Below are 17,183 nucleotides of genomic sequence, written 5' to 3' on the forward strand. Positions count from 1 at the left end.
GGCGTTTCATCCCGGAACGAGCCAGACCCTCAGTCCGGCCGCCAGAATGAAGACGACCGCCACTCCGGCGAGCCAGTAACCGACGAACCAGAGAAGGCGCAGCAAAGTCGGCCTCACGTTCATCAGTGATAGCCCTCTTCCGGCCGTATCTTGCCGCGAAACACCCAATAGGCATAGGCGGTATAGGCGAGGATGATGGGAATGAGCATCACCGCCCCCACCAGCAGGAAGGCCAGACTTGCGCGCGGCGCCGCGGCCTCATGGATGGTGAGCGAGGGAGGGACGATGAACGGATAGAAGCTGATGCCGATGCCGACGAAGCCCAGGACGAACAGCCCCAGAGAGGCCAGGAAAGGCTGCAGATCCTTCTGACGGTTGAGTCCGGAGAGGACGGCGGTAACGCAGGCAAGCACGAGCAGCGGCACGAGGACGCTGAAGATCACCGCCGGAAAGCTCAGCCAGCGGCCCAGATAGTGCGGTCCGATCAGCGGCGTCCAGAGACTGAAGACGCCCATGCCGAGTAAGGTGAGATAGGTCGCCGGCCGAGCAATATCGCGCGCCCTCGCGGCGAGATCCCCGGTCGTCTTCAGCACCAGCCAGGTTGCGCCGAGCAGCGCGTAGCCGATGACCAGCGAAATGCCCGTTGCGATCGAAAAGGGCGTCAACCAGTTCCACCAACCGCCGGCGTAGGCGCGATCGACCACCGGAATGCCCTCGATGAGCGCCCCCAGGGCGATGCCCTGCGAGAACGCCGCGACCGTTGAACCGACGGAGAAGCCCCAGTCCCAGACAGACAGCCAGCGCGTGGTGCGCCAGCGAAACTCGAAGGCGACGCCGCGAAAGATCAGCCCCAGCAACATGGCGATCAACGGCACGTAGAGCGCCGTCAGGACCGTGGCGTAAGCCAGGGGGAAGACCGCCATCAGCCCGCCCCCGCCGAGCACCAGCCATGTCTCGTTGCCGTCCCAGACCGGCGCCACGCTGTTCATCATCGTGTCGCGGTCGCGCTTGTCGCGGAAAAACGGAAAGAGAATCCCGATGCCGAGATCGAAACCGTCCATCACCACATAGGCCAGCACGGCGAAGGCGATCAGGAAGGCCCAGACGAAAGCGAGATCAATGCCCATGGGTCTCTCCCTGCTGTGTGCCCTGAGCGGGGCCTGGGGTGATGCCGGCCGTCCTGACCGGCCCCTTGTCCAGCACCTCCTCCTCGGCTTCCTCGGGCAGGCGTCCCATCAGTCGGAAGATGTAGAACACCCCAGCGCCGAAGACGAAAAAGTACACCACCACAAAGGCCACGAGCGACGTCGCGACCGCCGGGGCGGCGACCGGCGACATGGAGTCGGCGGTCAGCAGGTGGCCGTAGACCGTGTAGGGCTGGCGACCGACTTCGGTGGTAACCCAGCCGGCGAGCACCGCCAGGAACCCGGCCGGTCCCATGGCGACGGCGGCCCGGAGAAGTCGGCGGTCGGTCGTGAGCCGACCTCGCCACCAGGCGATCGCCGACCACAGCCCAAGGAGAAGCATGGCCATTCCCATTGCGACCATGACGCGGAACGACCAGAACACCACCGCCACCGGCGGCTCCAGTTCGTCCGGAATGGTGTCGAGACCGTCAAGCGGTTCGTTCCAGCCATGCCGGAGGATAAGGCTGGAAAGCCCGGGTATCGATATTTCGTAGTCGACCCGCTTGTTCTCCTGATCGGGCAAGCCGAACAGGATCAGCGGCGCCCTGCCCTCCGGATGGCTTTCGAAATGCCCCTCCATCGCCATGACCTTGGCCGGCTGATGCTCGAGGGTGTTGAGGCCGTGGAAATCGCCGGCAAGGATCTGCAGCGGTGCGACCACCGCGACCATGCCCATGGCCATCGTGAACATCGTCGCGCTGCGGCGGGGCGCGTGCGCTCTCAGGAGATGCCAGGCACCGCAGGCGCCGACCACCAGCGCCGTCGTGAGATAGGCCGCCAGGACCATGTGAACCAGGCGGTAGGGAAAGGATGGCGTGAAGATGATGGCCCACCAGTCGAGCGGAACGAACTGACCGACTTCGTTCACCTCGAAGCCCTGGGGCGTGTGCATCCAGGAGTTGGCGGCGAGAATCCAGGTCGCCGACAGCAAGGTGCCGATCGCCACCATCCCGGTCGCAAAAAGGTGCAGGCCATGGCCGACGCGCTTCAGGCCGAACAGCATGACGCCAAGAAAGCCGGCCTCCAAGAAGAAGGCGGTCAGGACCTCGTAGCCCATCAAAGGCCCGATGACAGGACCCACCTTGTCGGAAAACACGCTCCAGTTGGTGCCGAACTGGTAGGACATGACGATGCCGGACACGACGCCCATCGCGAAGGCGACGGCGAAGATCGTCTTCCAGAAATCGAACAGTTGCTCATAGACCTGCCGCTTGGTGATGAGCCAAAGCGCGTTGAGCACGAAGAGATAGCTCGCAAGCCCGATCGTGAATGCGGGAAAGACGATGTGGAACGCGATGGTAAAGGCGAACTGCGCCCGCGCGAGCAACAAGGCATCCAGATTTTCGAGCATCAAGCGCGTCCCCTTTCCCAGCCGTGACCTCACTCATCCTCGCCGAAGACCGGCGAGCGACCACGGCGCCAGAGAGGCGCGTCCACTCCCGCATTGACGCGCATGTCCGACGCGTAACGCTCACCATCGGAAAAAGTTCCAAGGGTGGGTGGCGTCTCCCTGCTTTCGAAACGTCTTATTGTTGGACCGCGTGCGGTGGGAAATCCTTCTGATCCTCGCCACGACCAAGATTTCCGCCGAGGCGGATCACCCCGACAACCACGACGACGACGAGCAGCAGCCCCAGGGCGAGCATCAGCGGATTGGCACGCATCTTCGGATCCTCATGGTGCATTGGTTCTCCCGCCCAACTCGAAACATGTGAACGAGTTCCCATTGCCTTCGGAAATCGGCCTTTTCGGGGAACCGAACGCTGTCTCAAGGCTTCCGTAGTTGACAATCCAACAGGGGATGGCGAGCGATGGTGACTTTCAGCGCTCTTCTGATGAGCCTGTTCGCCCCCCTTCTGCCGGGTGGCGGCATTTAGCTCGTCGTTCTCGGCGGCAGCGCCGGCTATGTTCTCGCCGGTGACGGCATTCTGATCTCCGCTCTTCTTCTTCATCAACGCAGCGCCCATGCCAGGCCCCGCCGTGGGGTTATGTCGCCGGCGCCGATCTCAACACCGGCGAGATCGCCGAAACCTTGCCCTGAAGCTGCTGGCGCGGGGGCACCCCGCGCGCTGCCCGACGGACAGGTGCGCTTTCCCGGGAACAAAGAGCGGCGCTCGCGGTTTTGCGCCAATCGGGACACTCTCGGGAGCAAGGCATGAAAGCGCTGGCGCTGCTTGGCAAGGTTGACATCCGCCGCAGGCGCTTCGCCGGCCCGAGCTTCGAAGACAACCGCGACATCTGCAAGTCCAGCCCCGATGATCGCCTCTTTCAACCGGCACAACTCCGACGGACTCCCCGCGAAAGTCGCTTCCCAAGGGGCTTCGTCATCATCCATTGCGCGCGCTTCAACGTCCTCGCGACTGCCGATGCCGGCGGAACGATCACACGGAAATTGACAAACCCAGTTCGGATTTGAGGGAGCTACCACTATGTCCAAGCAAACGCAGAGCCCCGCAGCCGCGACGGCGAAAATCCACGACCAGACACTGTTGCGCGGCAATGGCGGCGAACTGCACCAGACGCAGTCTGGCGATGTCCCCGCACTGACCACGGCGCAGGGCGCCCCAGTTTCCGACGACCAGAACACCCTGAAGGTCGGCGAGCGCGGCCCGAGCCTGATCGAAGATTTTCATTTCCGCGAGAAGATCTTCCACTTCGACCACGAACGCATTCCTGAGCGCGTGGTTCATGCGCGCGGCTACGGAGCGCATGGCTACTTCGAGACCTACGAGTCGCTATCGGAGTTCACCCGTGCCGACATTTTCCAGCGTGCCGGCGAGAAAACGCCGGCATTCGTGCGCTTCTCGACGGTTGCCGGCTCCAAGGGCTCGTTCGATCTGGCGCGCGACGTGCGCGGCTTCGCGGTGAAGCTCTACACCAAGGAAGGCAACTGGGACATCGTCGGCAACAACATCCCGGTGTTCTTCATCCAGGACGCCATCAAGTTCCCCGACGTCATCCATTCCGTGAAGCCGGAACCCGACCGGGACTTTCCTCAGGCGCAATCGGCGCATGACAACTTCTGGGACTTCATTTCCCTGACGCCGGAATCGATGCACATGATCATGTGGGTCATGTCCGATCGAGCCATCCCCCGCTCCTTCCGCTTCATGGAGGGCTTCGGCGTCCACACCTTCCGCTTCCTCAACGCGCGGGACGAGTCCACCTTCGTCAAGTTCATCTGGAAGCCCAAGCTCGGCCTGCAATCGGTGATGTGGAACGAGGCGGTGAAGATCAACGGCGCCGACCCCGACTTCCACCGCCGCGACCTTTGGAACGCCATACAAACGGGCAACTTCCCGGAGTGGGAACTGTGCGTTCAGCTGTTCGATCAGGAGTTCGCCGACAAGTTCGACTTCGACGTGCTCGATCCGACCAAGATCATCCCGGAGGAGATCCTGCCGCCACGCCCGGTCGGCCGCCTCGTGCTCGACCGGATGCCGGACAACTTCTTCTTCGAGACCGAGCAAGTGGCCTTCATGACGCAGAACGTGCCGCCCGGCATCGACTTCTCCAACGATCCCCTGCTGCAGGGCCGGAACTTCTCCTACCTCGACACCCAGCTGAAGCGCCTCGGCAGCCCCAACTTCACCCACCTTCCCATCAATGCGCCGAAGTGCCCGTTCGCTCACTTCCAGCAGGACGGACACATGGCGATGCGCAATCCGATGGGGCGCGCCAACTACCAGCCGAACTCGTGGGGCGAAGGGCCGCGCGAGGATCCTGCGCGCGGCATGCGGTCCTTCCGCGAGCCGATCGACGGAACGAAGGCAAGGTTGCGGCCGGAGAGCTTTGCCGACCACTACAGCCAGGCGCGGCAGTTCTTCAACAGCCAGACGACGGTCGAGCAGAAGCACATCGCCATGGCGATCACCTTCGAGCTCAGCCGCTGCGAAAACCCGATCATTCGCGAACGCATGGTCGCCCACCTCCTCAACATCGACGAGGCGCTCGGCGCGGCGGTGGCCGACAAGCTGGGCATCGAGAAACTGCCCAAGCCGGCCGACACGGCCGTTCCTCCGCGAGACGACCTGCCGGCTTCCCCTGCCCTCAGCATCATCGAGAACGGACCCGAGAGCTTTGCCGGTCGCAAGGTCGGCGTGCTGGTCTCCAATGGCTGCGACGGCAAGCTCCTCAAGGCTTTGCAGAGCGCCATCGAAAAAGAGGGCGCGACGGTCGAACTGGTGGCGCCCAAGGTTGGCGGGATCGTGACGGCCGATGGCACGCATTTGCCGGCGCAGTACATGATCGACGGCGGACCATCTGTGCTTTTCGACGCCGTCGCGCTCGTTCTCTCGGCGGAGGGTGTGCAGATGCTGGCGAAGGAGGCCACAGCTCGCGATTTCGTGGCCGATGCCTTTGCGCATTGCAAGTTCATCGCCTTCACCCCGGAAGCCGTCCCCTTGCTGGAGCAAGCCGGCGTTGCGCCCGACGCCGACGAAGGCCTCGTTTCGCTTGAAGGCAACGCGTCGGTGTCCGCCTTCCTGGCGAGTTGCCGCAAGCTCCGCCTGTGGGCGCGCGAATCGGCCGTGAAGCTCTAGGCACAGCCGATGGCCGGACAAGGTTTGATCCACGGCCCCTTGGGTGCGGGTGCTCTTCACGTCTGCGTCGACATGCAGCGCATCTTCGGGCCGGGCTATCCTTGGGCGATGCCGTGGATGGAGCGGGTGACGCCGGCGATCGAGCGGTTGTGCGACCGGCACGCCGAACGCACGCTGTTCACCCGCTTCATTCCAGCGGCAAGGCCAGGGGAAGGACATGGCACCTGGAGGCGCTACTACCAGCGGTGGGCCGACATAACGCTTGAGAAGCTGGAAGCCGATGCCGTTCGACTGGTTCCGGCTCTCGAGCGGTTCGTTCCTCCGGCCAAGATACTGGACAAGCACGTCTATTCCCCCTGGACCGAAGGAAGGTTCGATGCGCTCCTGTCCGGCTCGGACGTCGACACTCTGGTCATCACCAGCGGCGAGACCGACGTCTGCGTGCTGGCCTCGGCGCTCGGCGGCATCGATCGCGGCTATCGTGTCGTGCTGGTCGGCGACGCTTTGTGCAGCTTTGTGGACGAGACGCACGACGCCCTGATGGAGCTCTACCTGACCCGCTTCACCGAGCAGCTCGAAGTCGCGACCGCCGACGAAGTCCTGGAAAAATGGCGATGACGGAGCTGCCTCCTCCATCGTCCCAAACTTCCGAAAGGAATGGAACCACGAGGTCCCCTCGCGGGTTGCCTGTTTGAACTCGCTCACCACAAACGGAGAGAAGCCATGACCGCCCGTCTGCAGGAGCTCGAAGACGAGTATCGCGACTATCTCATCGAAAGCGGCGATGCCCCGAAAGACATTCTCCGATTCACCGCCCAGGACTTCGTGAGCCGCAACCAGGAACGCGCCGACGCCGAAGGGCGTCTTGGCGGCGACCGTTGCGATCCTCGCATCACCGAAATGGCCGCTCTGATCGGCTATCAGGCCTGACGCCCCGCCGAGGCGCCTCGACCCCTCGCCTTCCGGCGTTTGCCTCGGCCAACTCTCCCCCGCGTCGCTCCGGTCCTGCCGGGCACGCGGGGTTTTCTTTCCTGCCGATTGAGCACTCCAGGTTCTGGACCGAATGTCTCCAGCCAAAGTCAGGCATCCCCCGCGAGTGCGACGGCATCTGCTCCCGCCGGATAGTGTAGCCGGCCAGTGGCATCGTGCGCGGCCAACCACACCGCCTCGGCCACGTCGCTTTCCTTCGTCGTCAGCGGCGGATTGGCGAAGGCGGCGAAGATGGGTTGCGCATACTCGGCATAGGCTTCAGGAATGAGATCCATGACCGGAATGTCCGTGTTCTCGGCAAAGCGCGTCGTCGGCGCATAACCGGGCTCCACCAGCTTTGCCCGTATGCCGAATTCCGCAAGCTCGTGGGCCAGCGACCCGGTGAAACCCTCGATGGCCTGTTTGCTGGCCGTGTAGGCCGCCGCCAGAGGCATCGGTGCCAGCGTCACGCTGGAGGTCACGTTGACGATCACGCCGGACCGACGCTCCCGCATCCGAGGGATGACCGCCTGCGTCATCGCCATCACGCCGAAGGTGTTGGTCTCGAACACCTTGCGCACATGTGCCATCGGCGTTGCCTCGAAGGCGCCGACGACGCCGATGCCGGCATTGTTCACCAGGACATCGATCGGTCCCGCGTCTTCCACGGCGGCGGCGACGCTGTCGAGCTTGGTGACATCGAGCGAGAGGACGCGAATGCGATCCGACTTCGGAAGCAGATCGTGGCGTGGATTGCGCATGGTGGCGATCACGGTCCAGCCCTGGGCATGGAAGTGACGGGCCGTCTCCAGTCCGTAGCCGGACGAGCAGCCGGTGATGAGTGCGGTTTTCATGGCGGTCTCCTGTGTTTGCCGTTGACAGGAGAGTTGTAGCTGGCATCATCAGGATTATCGACGATCAGAAGTCCACATTTCATTGGCAGGAGTCCAATGAGCGATCCACTCTCCGAGGTGATCCGACTCCTGAGCCCGAAGGCCATCTACTCCAAGGGAATCAGTGGCGCCGGACGCTGGGCCGTTCGCTACGCCGAGTTCGGCCAACCCGGCTTCTGTGCCGTGACCGAAGGCAGATGCCGCCTCGCCGTCGATGGCGAAGCACCGGTCATCCTGGAAGAAGGTGACTTCGTCCTCCTGCCGGCCACGCCGGCCTTCACCATGTCGGGACTGGAGCCGGCGCCTGTGGCACGCATCGACCCGACGACTGTCCCGCCCCCCGACGGAGAGGTCCGGCATGGTCGCGCCGAAGGGCCGCCGGATGTTCGGCAGTTCGGCGGCTACTTCGCCTTTGCCTCGCCCGACGCCGGCCTGCTCGTTTCGCTCCTGCCGCGCATGATCCACATTCGCGGCGTCCCGCGACTGACGCAACTGGTCAGCCTCGTCGGAGAGGAAGCGACACGCGACGATATCGGCCGCGACCTCATTCTCGAACGCCTGGTGGAAATCCTGCTGGTCGAAGCACTCCGCGCCGCACCGCTTGAGGAAGCGCGGCCGGGCCTGCTGCGCGGGCTGGCCGATTCCCGCATCGCCATCGCGCTCCGCCAGATGCACGGCGACGTCGAGCGCCCCTGGACAGTTCCGGAACTGGCGCGCGCGGCCGGCATGTCGCGCTCGGCCTTTTTCGACCGCTTCGTCCGGACGGTGGGTGTCCGCCCGATGGAATACCTGTTGTCGTGGCGAATGGCGCTTGCCAAAAACATGTTGCGGGGCGGTGGCATGGCGCTCGACGAGGTGGCAAGGCGGATCGGTTATGGCTCGGCCAGCACGTTCAGCACGGCTTTCAGCCGGCATGTCGGCCTGCCCCCTGGCCGCTTCACGCGAAGCGCAGCGTGAGCAGCGCCAAGCCAACTATCAACCACGAAAGGAACCCAAATGGTCCTCTTGGAATTTGCAATGTATCCCGTCGGCAAGGGCGAAAGCCTCAGCCCCTATGTCGCCCGTTCGCTCGACATCATCGACAAGAGCGGTCTTGCCTATCAGCTCACGCCCATGGGCACGATCCTCGAGGGCGAATGGACTGAGGTGATGGCCGTGGTGACCGATTGCTTCGAGGCAATGCGGGCCGACTGCCCGCGCGTTGAGGTGGCGCTGAAGGTCGACTATCGTCACGGAGAAACGAGCCGCCTTGCGAGCAAGATCGCATCGGTGGAAGACACGCTGGGGCGCAAGCTCAGTACTGGTTGAAACAACCAGGGAGCCACGTCACCGGGCGACACTCAACGTTGTGGGTCCGGTCTCGGCGTCCCTCATGGTCGCCTGGATATACTCGGCCGACTCGGTCAGCTTCTGCATTTCCCAGTCGTTCAGCTCGACCGGCAATTGCTTCAGAACGCCCTCGCGACCGATCAGGCACGGCATGCTGAGCGCGACGTCGCCGTCGTAGCCATACTGGCCACGCAGCGTCGTGGAGGCGGGATAGACGCTGCGCTCGTCGAGAAGGACCGCCTTGGCCATGGTGATGGCCGCCTGGGCGACGCCGGCATTGGTCCAGCCCTTACCGTTCAGGACCTCGTAGGCGGCGGAGACGATCCGCGCCTTGACGACATCGGGGTCCCCTATGTCTTCCTTCGGCGAGAAGTGCCTATCCAGTTCTGCGAATGGAATGCCGCTGACGTTGACATGGCTGAGAACGGGGAACGCCGTGCGCCCGTGCTCGCCCATCATGAAGCCGGTCACAGACTTCGGGTCGATGCCGTAGGTGTTGGCGATCAGTTTGCGCAGGCGAGCGGAGTCCAGCATGGTCCCGGTGCCGAAGACGCGGCCATGCGGATAGCCGAACTCGTTCTCCGCAATGTAGACCATCGTGTCGAGCGGGTTGGTGATCAGGATGACGATGGCGTCGCGGGTGTAGCGGGTGATCCCGGCCATTACCTCGCGGATGACGCCACGGTTGGCGCGGGTCAACTGGGCCCGATCCGGCTCGGCCTTGGGATTGGCGGGGTCGGGCACGACGCTGCCCCCCGCCGCAATGATGATCACGTCGGCATCGGCGCACTGTTCGTAGCCGCCATCGGTCACATCGACGTTGTTCATGTAGGTCAGCGCCGTCGCCTGCGCCTGATCGAGAGCCTCGCCAAAAGCGACATTCTTCAGAATGTCAATGACCCCGATCCTGGCGAACAATCCCGTCTTCATCGCATCGGCGAGAACGTAGGAGCCGACGTGCCCGACGCCAATGACGACAAGCTTGTTCGTGTGCATGATGTGCTTTCCGGAGGTGACGGTTGCGCGGGCCAAGACGCCCGTCTTCAACCGCCGGCGCCTCAACGGTGACGGCGCGCTCCTACTCCCCGGAAACCGGATCGACAAGCCAAATCAATGGGCAAACGGTACGCCCCGCCCCTCCTTCTTCCCGATGAGTGGTACTTCGTATCCACTCTTGCGTTCAGCGAAGATGCCCTCGTCAGAACGCTCCGAGCCCGTTCAGAAGCACGATGGCGATGGCCACCGGCGCCACGAAGCGAACCAGGAAGAACACGCTCCGGATGACGACGCGCTGAACGGGCGTTCCGGCTTCGGCGAGGCGCTTCTCGGGCGCCGCCAGGCCGTAGACCCAACCGACGAACAGGCAGATCAGGATGCCGCCGACAGGCAACAGGATGTTCGAGCTCAGGAAGTCGAAGAGGTCGAACATGTTGAGACCGAAGAGCTTGAAGTCGGCCATCGTTCCCTGGGAAAGCGCCGCGGGAACGCCAAGCACGGCGATCATGGCGATGGTGCTGATCGCCGCCGTCTTTCTTGGCAGGCCGAAGCGCTCCGACAGAATGGCGACAACCACTTCGAGCAGGGACAAGATGGCGCCGACGCTGGCGATGGCCGTCAGAATGAAGAACAGCGTCATGAACACGATGCCGCCCGGCATCGACGTGAACACGGCGGGAATAGTCATGAACACCAGCGACGGTCCGGCGGCCGGCTCGAAGCCGAAGGCGAACACCGCCGGGAAGATGGCTATGCCGGCAAGCAGCGATACCGAGAGATCGGCGAGCATCACGCGCGTCGCCGTGCCGGCAATGTTCTGGTTCTCCCGGAAATAGCTACCGTAGGTCAGCATGGTGCCCATGCCGAGCGACAGCTTGAAGAAGGCGAGGCCCAGCGCGGTCAGCATGACCGCCGGGGTAATCTTGGCAAAGTCCGGACTGAACAGGAATGCCAGCCCGTCTCCCGCTCCCGAGAGTGTCAGGCTGCGGACACACAGCACCAGGAGCAGGATGAAGAGCAAAGGCATCAACCGCCGAGTCACGGCTTCGATGCCCTTGGAAACGCCGAAGGCAATGATGAAGCCGGTGAGACCTAGCACGATCCACTGCCAGATGAGCGAGGACCACGGATTGGAGACCATCTGGCCGAACACCGCCTCGGCCGCCTTCGGATCGGTGGTGGCAATCTCGCCGGTCAACGACTTGAAGATATAGGCGTAAACCCAGCCGGCAACTTCGGAATAGAAGGCCATGATAAGGAGCGCCGCGGCGAACCCCATCCAGCCGATCACCTTCCACCACCATTGGTTCCTCGGCGCCAGCTTCTCGAAGCTGGTGATCGCGTCCGCCCGCGCGGTTCGGCCGAGCATGATCTCGGAAATCATCACCGGCAGACCGACCAGAATGGTCGCCGCGAGATAGACCAGAAGAAAACCGGCACCGCCATTGGTGCCTGTCAGAGATGGAAACTTCCAGATGTTGCCCAGCCCTACCGCCGACCCGAGGGTGGCCATCAGTGCGCCGAATGCCGTGGTGAATCCGTCGCGACCTTGAGACATGTTCGCTTCGCCCCTGCCCAGTTTTGTTTGTTGAGCAAAGCTATCGGCTACCGGAGGGAAGCGTTCAAGATAGGGGCCTTCACAACCTCGGCCCATTCTGTGCAAAAGCCGGCCAACCACGCCCAAGGGCGTAGCCGGTTAAGCGCTCAGCGCCCGGCGGGCGGCAGAAGAGCGGACAACTGGCGATCTCGCTCGGCGCTGGTGATCGCGTGAGCCAGATCCTCTGGAATACCGACGGCTGAAAGCACGGCCTCGGAGAGTTGCAGACTCGCTTCCAGCGGCAGCAGAACGACCTTGGAGGCTCCGGATTCCAGCAAGAGCCGGGCATGCTGCGCGTCGTGGGCGCGGGCAAAGATAGGCAGATCGGGCCACTCCGCCCGAGCGACGCGAACAACGTCGGCGGCCGCGACCGTATCGTTCATGGTAACGACGAGGGCCGCCGCCCTGCCCGTCCCCAACCGTTTCAGCAAGGGGCGATGGATGGCGTTGCCCCAGTGAATGGCGATGCCGGCATTTCGCAAGGCACCCACGGTCAGCGCATCGGCATCGACCGCCGCGATCGGGATGCCGGCCTCGCGAAGCGCCCCGCCAACCGCCCGGCCGACACGACCGTAACCCGCGATCACGACATGCCCGTCTTCTCCTTCCGGCGGCAGATCGGGAACCGGTGTCTCGTTGCGCAGAAGGCGCGGCACAAGGTGCCGTGCAACGACCCCGACCGTCGGCGCCGAAAGCATCGACAGCCCGACAACCACCACGATCAGGCTGCTCACCTCATTCGTCAGCAGGCCGAAGCCGGTGGCCAAACCAACCACGACAAAGACGAACTCGCTGCCGCCGGCAAGCAGCAGCGACAACTCCGCCATCACCGACTTCGGCAATCCGACCACGCGGCAGACAACCAGCAATATGGCCATCTTGACCGCGAGAAAGCCGATCAGCGCTCCGAAATGCAGCAAAGGCGCCGCAATGACTCGGTCGAGATCGATGCCGAGACCGACGGATACGAAGAACACACCGAGCAGCAGCCCCTTCACGGGCTCGATGTCGACGGCGATCTGATGACGATACTCGGTTTCGGAAACAAGAAGCCCGGCCAGAAAGGCGCCGAGCGCCAACGACAAGCCGATCGTTTCGGTCAAAACCGCCGTGCCGATCGCTGTGACGAGAACAAGGGCCAGGAACAGCTCGCGGATGCCGGTCGCGATCACCATGCGGAAAAGGTGGCGAAGCAGCAGGCGCCCGAGGGCCATGATCACGGCCACGGCGAGCGATGCCTTGACGGCGGCGAGCACGAGGTCGAGTCCGACGGACTGCTCGCCAGCGCTGCCGAAAGCCTGGGTCATCACGAGAATTGGAATGACCGCGATATCCTGGAACAGCAGGATCGCCAACGCCGAACGACCGAGACGACTGCCGACGGCCCCGCGTTCGGTAAGCATCTGCATGACGATGGCCGTTGACGACATCGACAGCGCCGAACCGACGACCACGGCCGCCGGAAGCGGCAAACCGGCCAGCAGCAGCAGGCCGAACATGACGCCGGCGGTGGCGATCATCTGGGCGCCGCCCAGACCGAAGACGCGGACACGCATGGCCCAGAGGCGATCAAGCGACAGTTCGAGGCCGATCATGAACAGAAGGAAGACCAGCCCGAGTTCCGAAAGGATGGCAATTCCCGCCCTATCGGTAATCAGCAGGTACTCGATGCCCGGCACGAGATCCGAGACTCGCCCGAGGCCGCCAGGGCCAAGAAGCAATCCAATGCCGACAAAACCGATGACCGGGCTGATCCGGAGACGATGCATGAAGGGCAGCACGACGCCGGTCGCCGCGAGAAACACAACCATTTCCCGGAGATCGAGCGCGGCGTTGGTCATCGTCAAAAGCCCCCTGCGTCGGCGATCCTACAGGGATGCGAGTTGCTGAAGTCATAAGCGATAGTCGCGCAACCGCCACATAGACAGTCCGTATCAGTCCTTGCTCGCCGGACCGGATCATCGGGCATCGGCTCTTCAAGAGCTCTCTTGAGCGCCAGGGTACGTCATCCGCCCAACGCCGACATGTATCTCTTGAGCGCGGGTTCTCTGCCCGGCGTGGTACCGAACTCGTGGGATTTCGGCTTGCCAGCGACGGCGGCGCGAATGGCCCCCTCAAGTCCGACCGCCCCACCCTCCCGGCGAATGATCGTGCGAAGATCGGTGAAATCATCGTGACCGAGGCAGGTATAGAGCCCTCCGGTGGCGCTCAACCGGAGGCGGTTGCAGCCCTCGCAGAAACAGTCGCTCAAAGCGGTGATGAAACCGATCCGGCTGCCGGTTTCCTTGATGCGAACATACCGAGCCGGACCGCCTGTCGTCTCGTCGATATCGGCGAGCGCCCAGCGCCCCTCGATAAGCCGCCGCAGCTCGGCGAGCGGAAGATAGCGATCCGCGCAACTGGTCTTGACCTCGCCAAGCGGCATGGTCTCGATGAACGAGACATCCAGCTGGCGGTCCTGGGCGAACTGGACGAGGTCGAAGACGTCGCGCTCGATATAGCCCTTCTGGGCGACGGCGTTGAGCTTGACCGCCAGACCGGCCGCAAGGGCGGCATCGATCCCGTTCAGGACCGCGCCGAGATCGCCGCCGCTCGTGATCTCGGCGAAGCGATCGCGATCGAGACTGTCGAGCGAAACGTTCACCCGACGAACGCCACAGTCGGCCAGATCGCGTGCAAACTTCGGCAAAAGGATGCCGTTGGTCGTCAGACAAAGCTCATCGAGGTCACCGCTCCGAAGATGACGCGACAGTCCCTGGAACAGGTGCAGGACGCCTTTTCGCACCAGTGGTTCGCCACCCGTGATCCTGACCTTGCGAATACCGCAGCCGACAAATGCAGAGGTCAGGAACTCCAGTTCCTCGATGGTCAGGACATCCCGGCGCGGCGAGAACGAAACCTCGCCCGCCATGCAATAGCCGCAGCGCAAATTGCACCGATCGGTCACGGACACTCTGAGATAGGTGATCGTTCGACCGAAGTCGTCGACGAGTTTGGGCTGCATCTTCCTACCGCCGCTATTCTCCGGAGCGCCGCCATCCCATGGTCGCCGGGCTCCAATGTCCTTGCGAGACAGCCGAGATATCTGAATCCCGGCCATCTCTGCTTTCTGTCGTCAGTTAGGCGCGCCCGTCACGCGTTGGGATCATTGGCGTTCGGGAAGAAGAGCTGCTGACCGTCGATACGATAGGCGGCGATCGCCGACTGCCCCTCCGGCGATACGAGCCAGTCGATGAAGGCCTGACCATCTTCGGCCTTCACTGTCGAGAACTTGGCCGGGTTGACCAGCATGACGCCGTATTGATTGAAGAGCTTCTTGTCACCCTCCACGACGATGCCGAGATCGCCCTTGTTGGCGAAGGCGATCCAGGTCCCACGATCCGACAGCGTGTAGGCCGCCATGGCATTCGCGGTATTGAGCGTCGCGCCCATGCCCTGGCCGATCTCGCGATACCACTCGCCCCGCACTGCCGGCAGGTCGATATCCGCCGCCTTCCAGAGTTTCAGTTCCGCCGAATGGGTGCCGGACTTGTCGCCACGGGAGACGAACGGCGCCTTCTTGTCGGCGATCGCCTTCAAGGCTACGGCAACGTCCTTGCCACCGGCAATGCCGGCCGGATCGCTCTTGGGACCGACCACGACGAAATCGTTATACATCACCGGATAGCGCTTCACGCCGAAGCCATCCTCCAGGAACTTGAGTTCCTGCGCCTTGGCATGCACGAACACGACGTCGGCGTCACCGCGCCGCGCGGTGTCGAGCGCCTGCCCGGTTCCCTGCGCTATGACCTTCACGATGATGCCGGTCTTGGCTGTGAACGCCGGCAAAAGCGCGTCGAAAAGCCCCGAGTCCTGGGTCGACGTCGTCGAGGCAACGGTAATGAAGCGATCTTCGGCCTCGGCCGCCGACAACAAGCCGATGGCGACCAGTACGGACGCCGCAGCGGTGACGAAGGTACGACGCAGCATTGGGTTTCTCCAATCTCGTGAAAATGTGGCGCAGCCTCACCAGAACAGGCGATGTTCCAGAAAAGCCTTGGCTTCTTCGGTTTCGGGTTGGGTGAAAAAACGCTCGGCATCGCTCTCCTCGATGAGCCGACCGTTGTGAAAGAAGAAGATCACGTCTGCAAAGCGGCGAGCGAGGCCCAGATCGTGCGTGGTCAGCACCAGCGTGACACCGCGCTCGTGCAACACGTCCAGCATGTCCTCAATCTGGCGGCTGGCCGTCGGATCGAGCGATGACGTCGGCTCGTCCAGAAACAACAGATCGGGGCCGAGACTCGCCGCGCGAGCGATCGCAAGCCTTTGCTGCTCGCCACCGGACAACACGCGGGCCGGACTGTCGGCCAAGCCCGAAAGACCAAACTGCGCCATGGTCTCGTCGGCGATGCGGCGACGCTCGTACCAACCGACGCCCGCCATGGCGAGCGCATGCGTGAAGTTGGCCCGAACCGACCGGCGAAGCATCACGGGCTTCTGGAACACCATCGCCTGCTTGCGCCGGACCTCGGTTGCCGAAACGGGAAGCGTATACTCGATCCGCCCCGATGTCGGGGGAATGAGCCCGTGGCAAGTCTTGAGAAACAGCGACTTGCCGGCTCCGTTCGGTCCCAGGATGACATTGCGCTGCCGGTTCTGGATGCGAGCAAAAGGAACATCGAGCAAAGTCCGCCCGTCCATCTCCAGGCGAAGGTCGCGCACGATCAGCGGCAGCATGGACGTTGTGTCGCGCATCAGCTTTTCCCTGAGAACCGTGCGCCGACGCGCGAAATGCCGAAGGCAAGACTGTTGATGACCAAGGTGAGACTCATGAGGACAACGCCCAGCGCCATGGCCAGCGGCAGATCTCCCTTGGATGTCTCGAGGGCGATCGAGGTCGTCATGGTGCGGGTAAAGCCGGCAATGTTGCCGCCGACGATCAGAATGGCGCCAACCTCGGCACTGGCCCGGCCGAGCCCGGCGAGCAGCGTCGTCACCAACGAGAACCGAGCGTCCCACAACAGCGTCGGAATGGAGCGCAGCCGACCGGCGCCAAGGGACGTCATGTGGTCTTGATACTCGGTCCAGAGATCCTCGATCGTCTGCCGGGTCAGCGCGACAATGATGGGCAAAACCAGCACGAACTGGGCGATCATCATCGCCTTGGGCGTAAAGAGCAGTCCCAGATCTCCGAGCGGCCCTGAGCGCGAAAGAAGCAGGAAGATGGCAAGACCGGCAACGACGGGGGGGAACCCCATCATGGTGTTCACCAGCACGATGATGACAGTGCGCCCAGGAAAGCGGACCAGAGCCAAGCCGGCGCCCAAGGGCAATCCGACGAGCCCGGCGCACGTGACGGCGGTAATCGTAACCTGAAGCGACAGGAGAATGATGCCCAAGAAGTTTCCGCCATCGCCGGTAAGCAATGACAAAATCGAAGAAATGGGTATCGCGTCCTGCTGCATGCGTTATTCCACGTATATCTCTAGAAAAACAGAGTTTTATTCCAGAGAAGGAAGCCCGACAGGATGTTCATCACCATATTCTGTCAGTTTAGGAACATGGACTTTTGGACAATACCAGCCAGAGCATGTCCGTCTTCTAACGGAGTTCGGTAAATTACAACGTTTTGGACGAGATCGAGCGCAGCCATCCTCCTGCAGCGCTCCTGTTCGGCAGGATGCTCCTCCTG

Annotated in this window: 18 protein-coding genes; 6 read left to right on the forward strand and 12 right to left on the reverse strand. The window is 63.0% G+C overall.

Annotated features, from left to right (window positions below):
- Nucleotides 1-6: 6 nt before the first annotated feature.
- The 4 genes from M4J39_RS04075 to M4J39_RS04090 all read right to left on the reverse strand — a co-directional run bounded on the left by M4J39_RS04075 (nt 7) and on the right by M4J39_RS04090 (nt 3,154).
- Nucleotides 7-123, reverse strand: coding sequence for a DUF2474 domain-containing protein (locus M4J39_RS04075; RefSeq protein WP_251726507.1), 117 nt, complete (start codon nt 121-123; stop codon nt 7-9).
- Entirely contained in the window at nt 123-1,127 is a 1,005-nt protein-coding gene (cydB, locus tag M4J39_RS04080) for a cytochrome d ubiquinol oxidase subunit II (protein ID WP_251726508.1), read from the reverse strand. The genes M4J39_RS04075 and cydB overlap by 1 nt, the downstream gene beginning before the upstream one ends.
- Nucleotides 1,117-2,538 (reverse strand): cytochrome ubiquinol oxidase subunit I, encoded by a 1,422-nt coding sequence (locus M4J39_RS04085; protein WP_251726509.1) that lies wholly within the window; start codon nt 2,536-2,538, stop codon nt 1,117-1,119. The genes cydB and M4J39_RS04085 overlap by 11 nt, the downstream gene beginning before the upstream one ends.
- Before the next feature lie 175 nt (nt 2,539-2,713).
- Complete coding sequence (locus M4J39_RS04090; RefSeq protein ID WP_251726510.1) at nt 2,714-3,154, reverse strand: hypothetical protein; 441 nt, start codon at nt 3,152-3,154, stop codon at nt 2,714-2,716.
- Nucleotides 3,155-3,342: 188 nt separating this feature from the next.
- On the opposite strand from M4J39_RS04090, the gene M4J39_RS04095 reads away from it, so the two are divergent.
- The 4 genes from M4J39_RS04095 (at nt 3,343) to M4J39_RS04110 (ending at nt 6,658) form a co-directional block, all read left to right on the forward strand.
- Nucleotides 3,343-3,603, forward strand: a complete 261-nt coding sequence (locus M4J39_RS04095) for a hypothetical protein (protein WP_251726511.1) — start codon at nt 3,343-3,345, stop codon at nt 3,601-3,603.
- 13 nt (nt 3,604-3,616) lie between these two features.
- Complete coding sequence (locus M4J39_RS04100; protein WP_251726512.1) at nt 3,617-5,728, forward strand: catalase; 2,112 nt, start codon at nt 3,617-3,619, stop codon at nt 5,726-5,728.
- Nucleotides 5,729-5,737: 9 nt separating this feature from the next.
- Nucleotides 5,738-6,346: a cysteine hydrolase family protein gene (locus M4J39_RS04105; RefSeq protein ID WP_251726513.1), complete on the forward strand. Its 609-nt coding sequence runs from the start codon at nt 5,738-5,740 to the stop codon at nt 6,344-6,346.
- Between the two features lie 105 nt (nt 6,347-6,451).
- Nucleotides 6,452-6,658 (forward strand): hypothetical protein, encoded by a 207-nt coding sequence (locus tag M4J39_RS04110; protein WP_251726514.1) that lies wholly within the window; start codon nt 6,452-6,454, stop codon nt 6,656-6,658.
- A gap of 149 nt (nt 6,659-6,807) precedes the next feature.
- Here M4J39_RS04110 and M4J39_RS04115 read toward each other — a convergent pair whose 3' ends face one another.
- On the reverse strand, nt 6,808-7,551 hold the full coding sequence (locus M4J39_RS04115) for an SDR family oxidoreductase (protein WP_251726515.1): 744 nt from the start codon (nt 7,549-7,551) through the stop codon (nt 6,808-6,810).
- 96 nt (nt 7,552-7,647) lie between these two features.
- On the opposite strand from M4J39_RS04115, the gene M4J39_RS04120 reads away from it, so the two are divergent.
- On the forward strand, nt 7,648-8,547 hold the full coding sequence (locus tag M4J39_RS04120; RefSeq protein ID WP_251726516.1) for an AraC family transcriptional regulator: 900 nt from the start codon (nt 7,648-7,650) through the stop codon (nt 8,545-8,547).
- A 39-nt stretch (nt 8,548-8,586) separates the two neighbouring features.
- Nucleotides 8,587-8,898 (forward strand): MTH1187 family thiamine-binding protein, encoded by a 312-nt coding sequence (locus M4J39_RS04125; RefSeq protein WP_251726517.1) that lies wholly within the window; start codon nt 8,587-8,589, stop codon nt 8,896-8,898.
- Nucleotides 8,899-8,916: 18 nt separating this feature from the next.
- On the opposite strand, the gene M4J39_RS04130 is transcribed toward M4J39_RS04125, so the two are convergent.
- The 7 genes from M4J39_RS04130 to M4J39_RS04160 all read right to left on the reverse strand — a co-directional run bounded on the left by M4J39_RS04130 (nt 8,917) and on the right by M4J39_RS04160 (nt 16,956).
- Entirely contained in the window at nt 8,917-9,915 is a 999-nt protein-coding gene (locus tag M4J39_RS04130; RefSeq protein WP_251726518.1) for a hypothetical protein, read from the reverse strand.
- Nucleotides 9,916-10,117: 202 nt separating this feature from the next.
- Nucleotides 10,118-11,473, reverse strand: a complete 1,356-nt coding sequence (locus M4J39_RS04135; protein WP_251726519.1) for a sodium-dependent transporter — start codon at nt 11,471-11,473, stop codon at nt 10,118-10,120.
- A gap of 146 nt (nt 11,474-11,619) precedes the next feature.
- Complete coding sequence (locus tag M4J39_RS04140; RefSeq protein ID WP_251726520.1) at nt 11,620-13,353, reverse strand: cation:proton antiporter; 1,734 nt, start codon at nt 13,351-13,353, stop codon at nt 11,620-11,622.
- A 164-nt stretch (nt 13,354-13,517) separates the two neighbouring features.
- On the reverse strand, nt 13,518-14,516 hold the full coding sequence (gene moaA, locus M4J39_RS04145; protein WP_251726521.1) for a GTP 3',8-cyclase MoaA: 999 nt from the start codon (nt 14,514-14,516) through the stop codon (nt 13,518-13,520).
- A 128-nt stretch (nt 14,517-14,644) separates the two neighbouring features.
- A complete protein-coding gene (locus M4J39_RS04150) occupies nt 14,645-15,481 on the reverse strand; it encodes a substrate-binding domain-containing protein (protein WP_251726522.1) in 837 nt (278 codons plus the stop codon).
- A gap of 36 nt (nt 15,482-15,517) precedes the next feature.
- On the reverse strand, nt 15,518-16,246 hold the full coding sequence (locus M4J39_RS04155; protein WP_251726523.1) for an ATP-binding cassette domain-containing protein: 729 nt from the start codon (nt 16,244-16,246) through the stop codon (nt 15,518-15,520).
- Nucleotides 16,246-16,956, reverse strand: a complete 711-nt coding sequence (locus M4J39_RS04160; protein ID WP_251726524.1) for an ABC transporter permease — start codon at nt 16,954-16,956, stop codon at nt 16,246-16,248. The genes M4J39_RS04155 and M4J39_RS04160 overlap by 1 nt, the downstream gene beginning before the upstream one ends.
- Nucleotides 16,957-17,183 lie beyond the last annotated feature (227 nt).

Source organism: Pleomorphomonas sp. NRK KF1 (assembly GCF_023721755.1).
Lineage (GTDB): Bacteria > Pseudomonadota > Alphaproteobacteria > Rhizobiales > Pleomorphomonadaceae > Pleomorphomonas.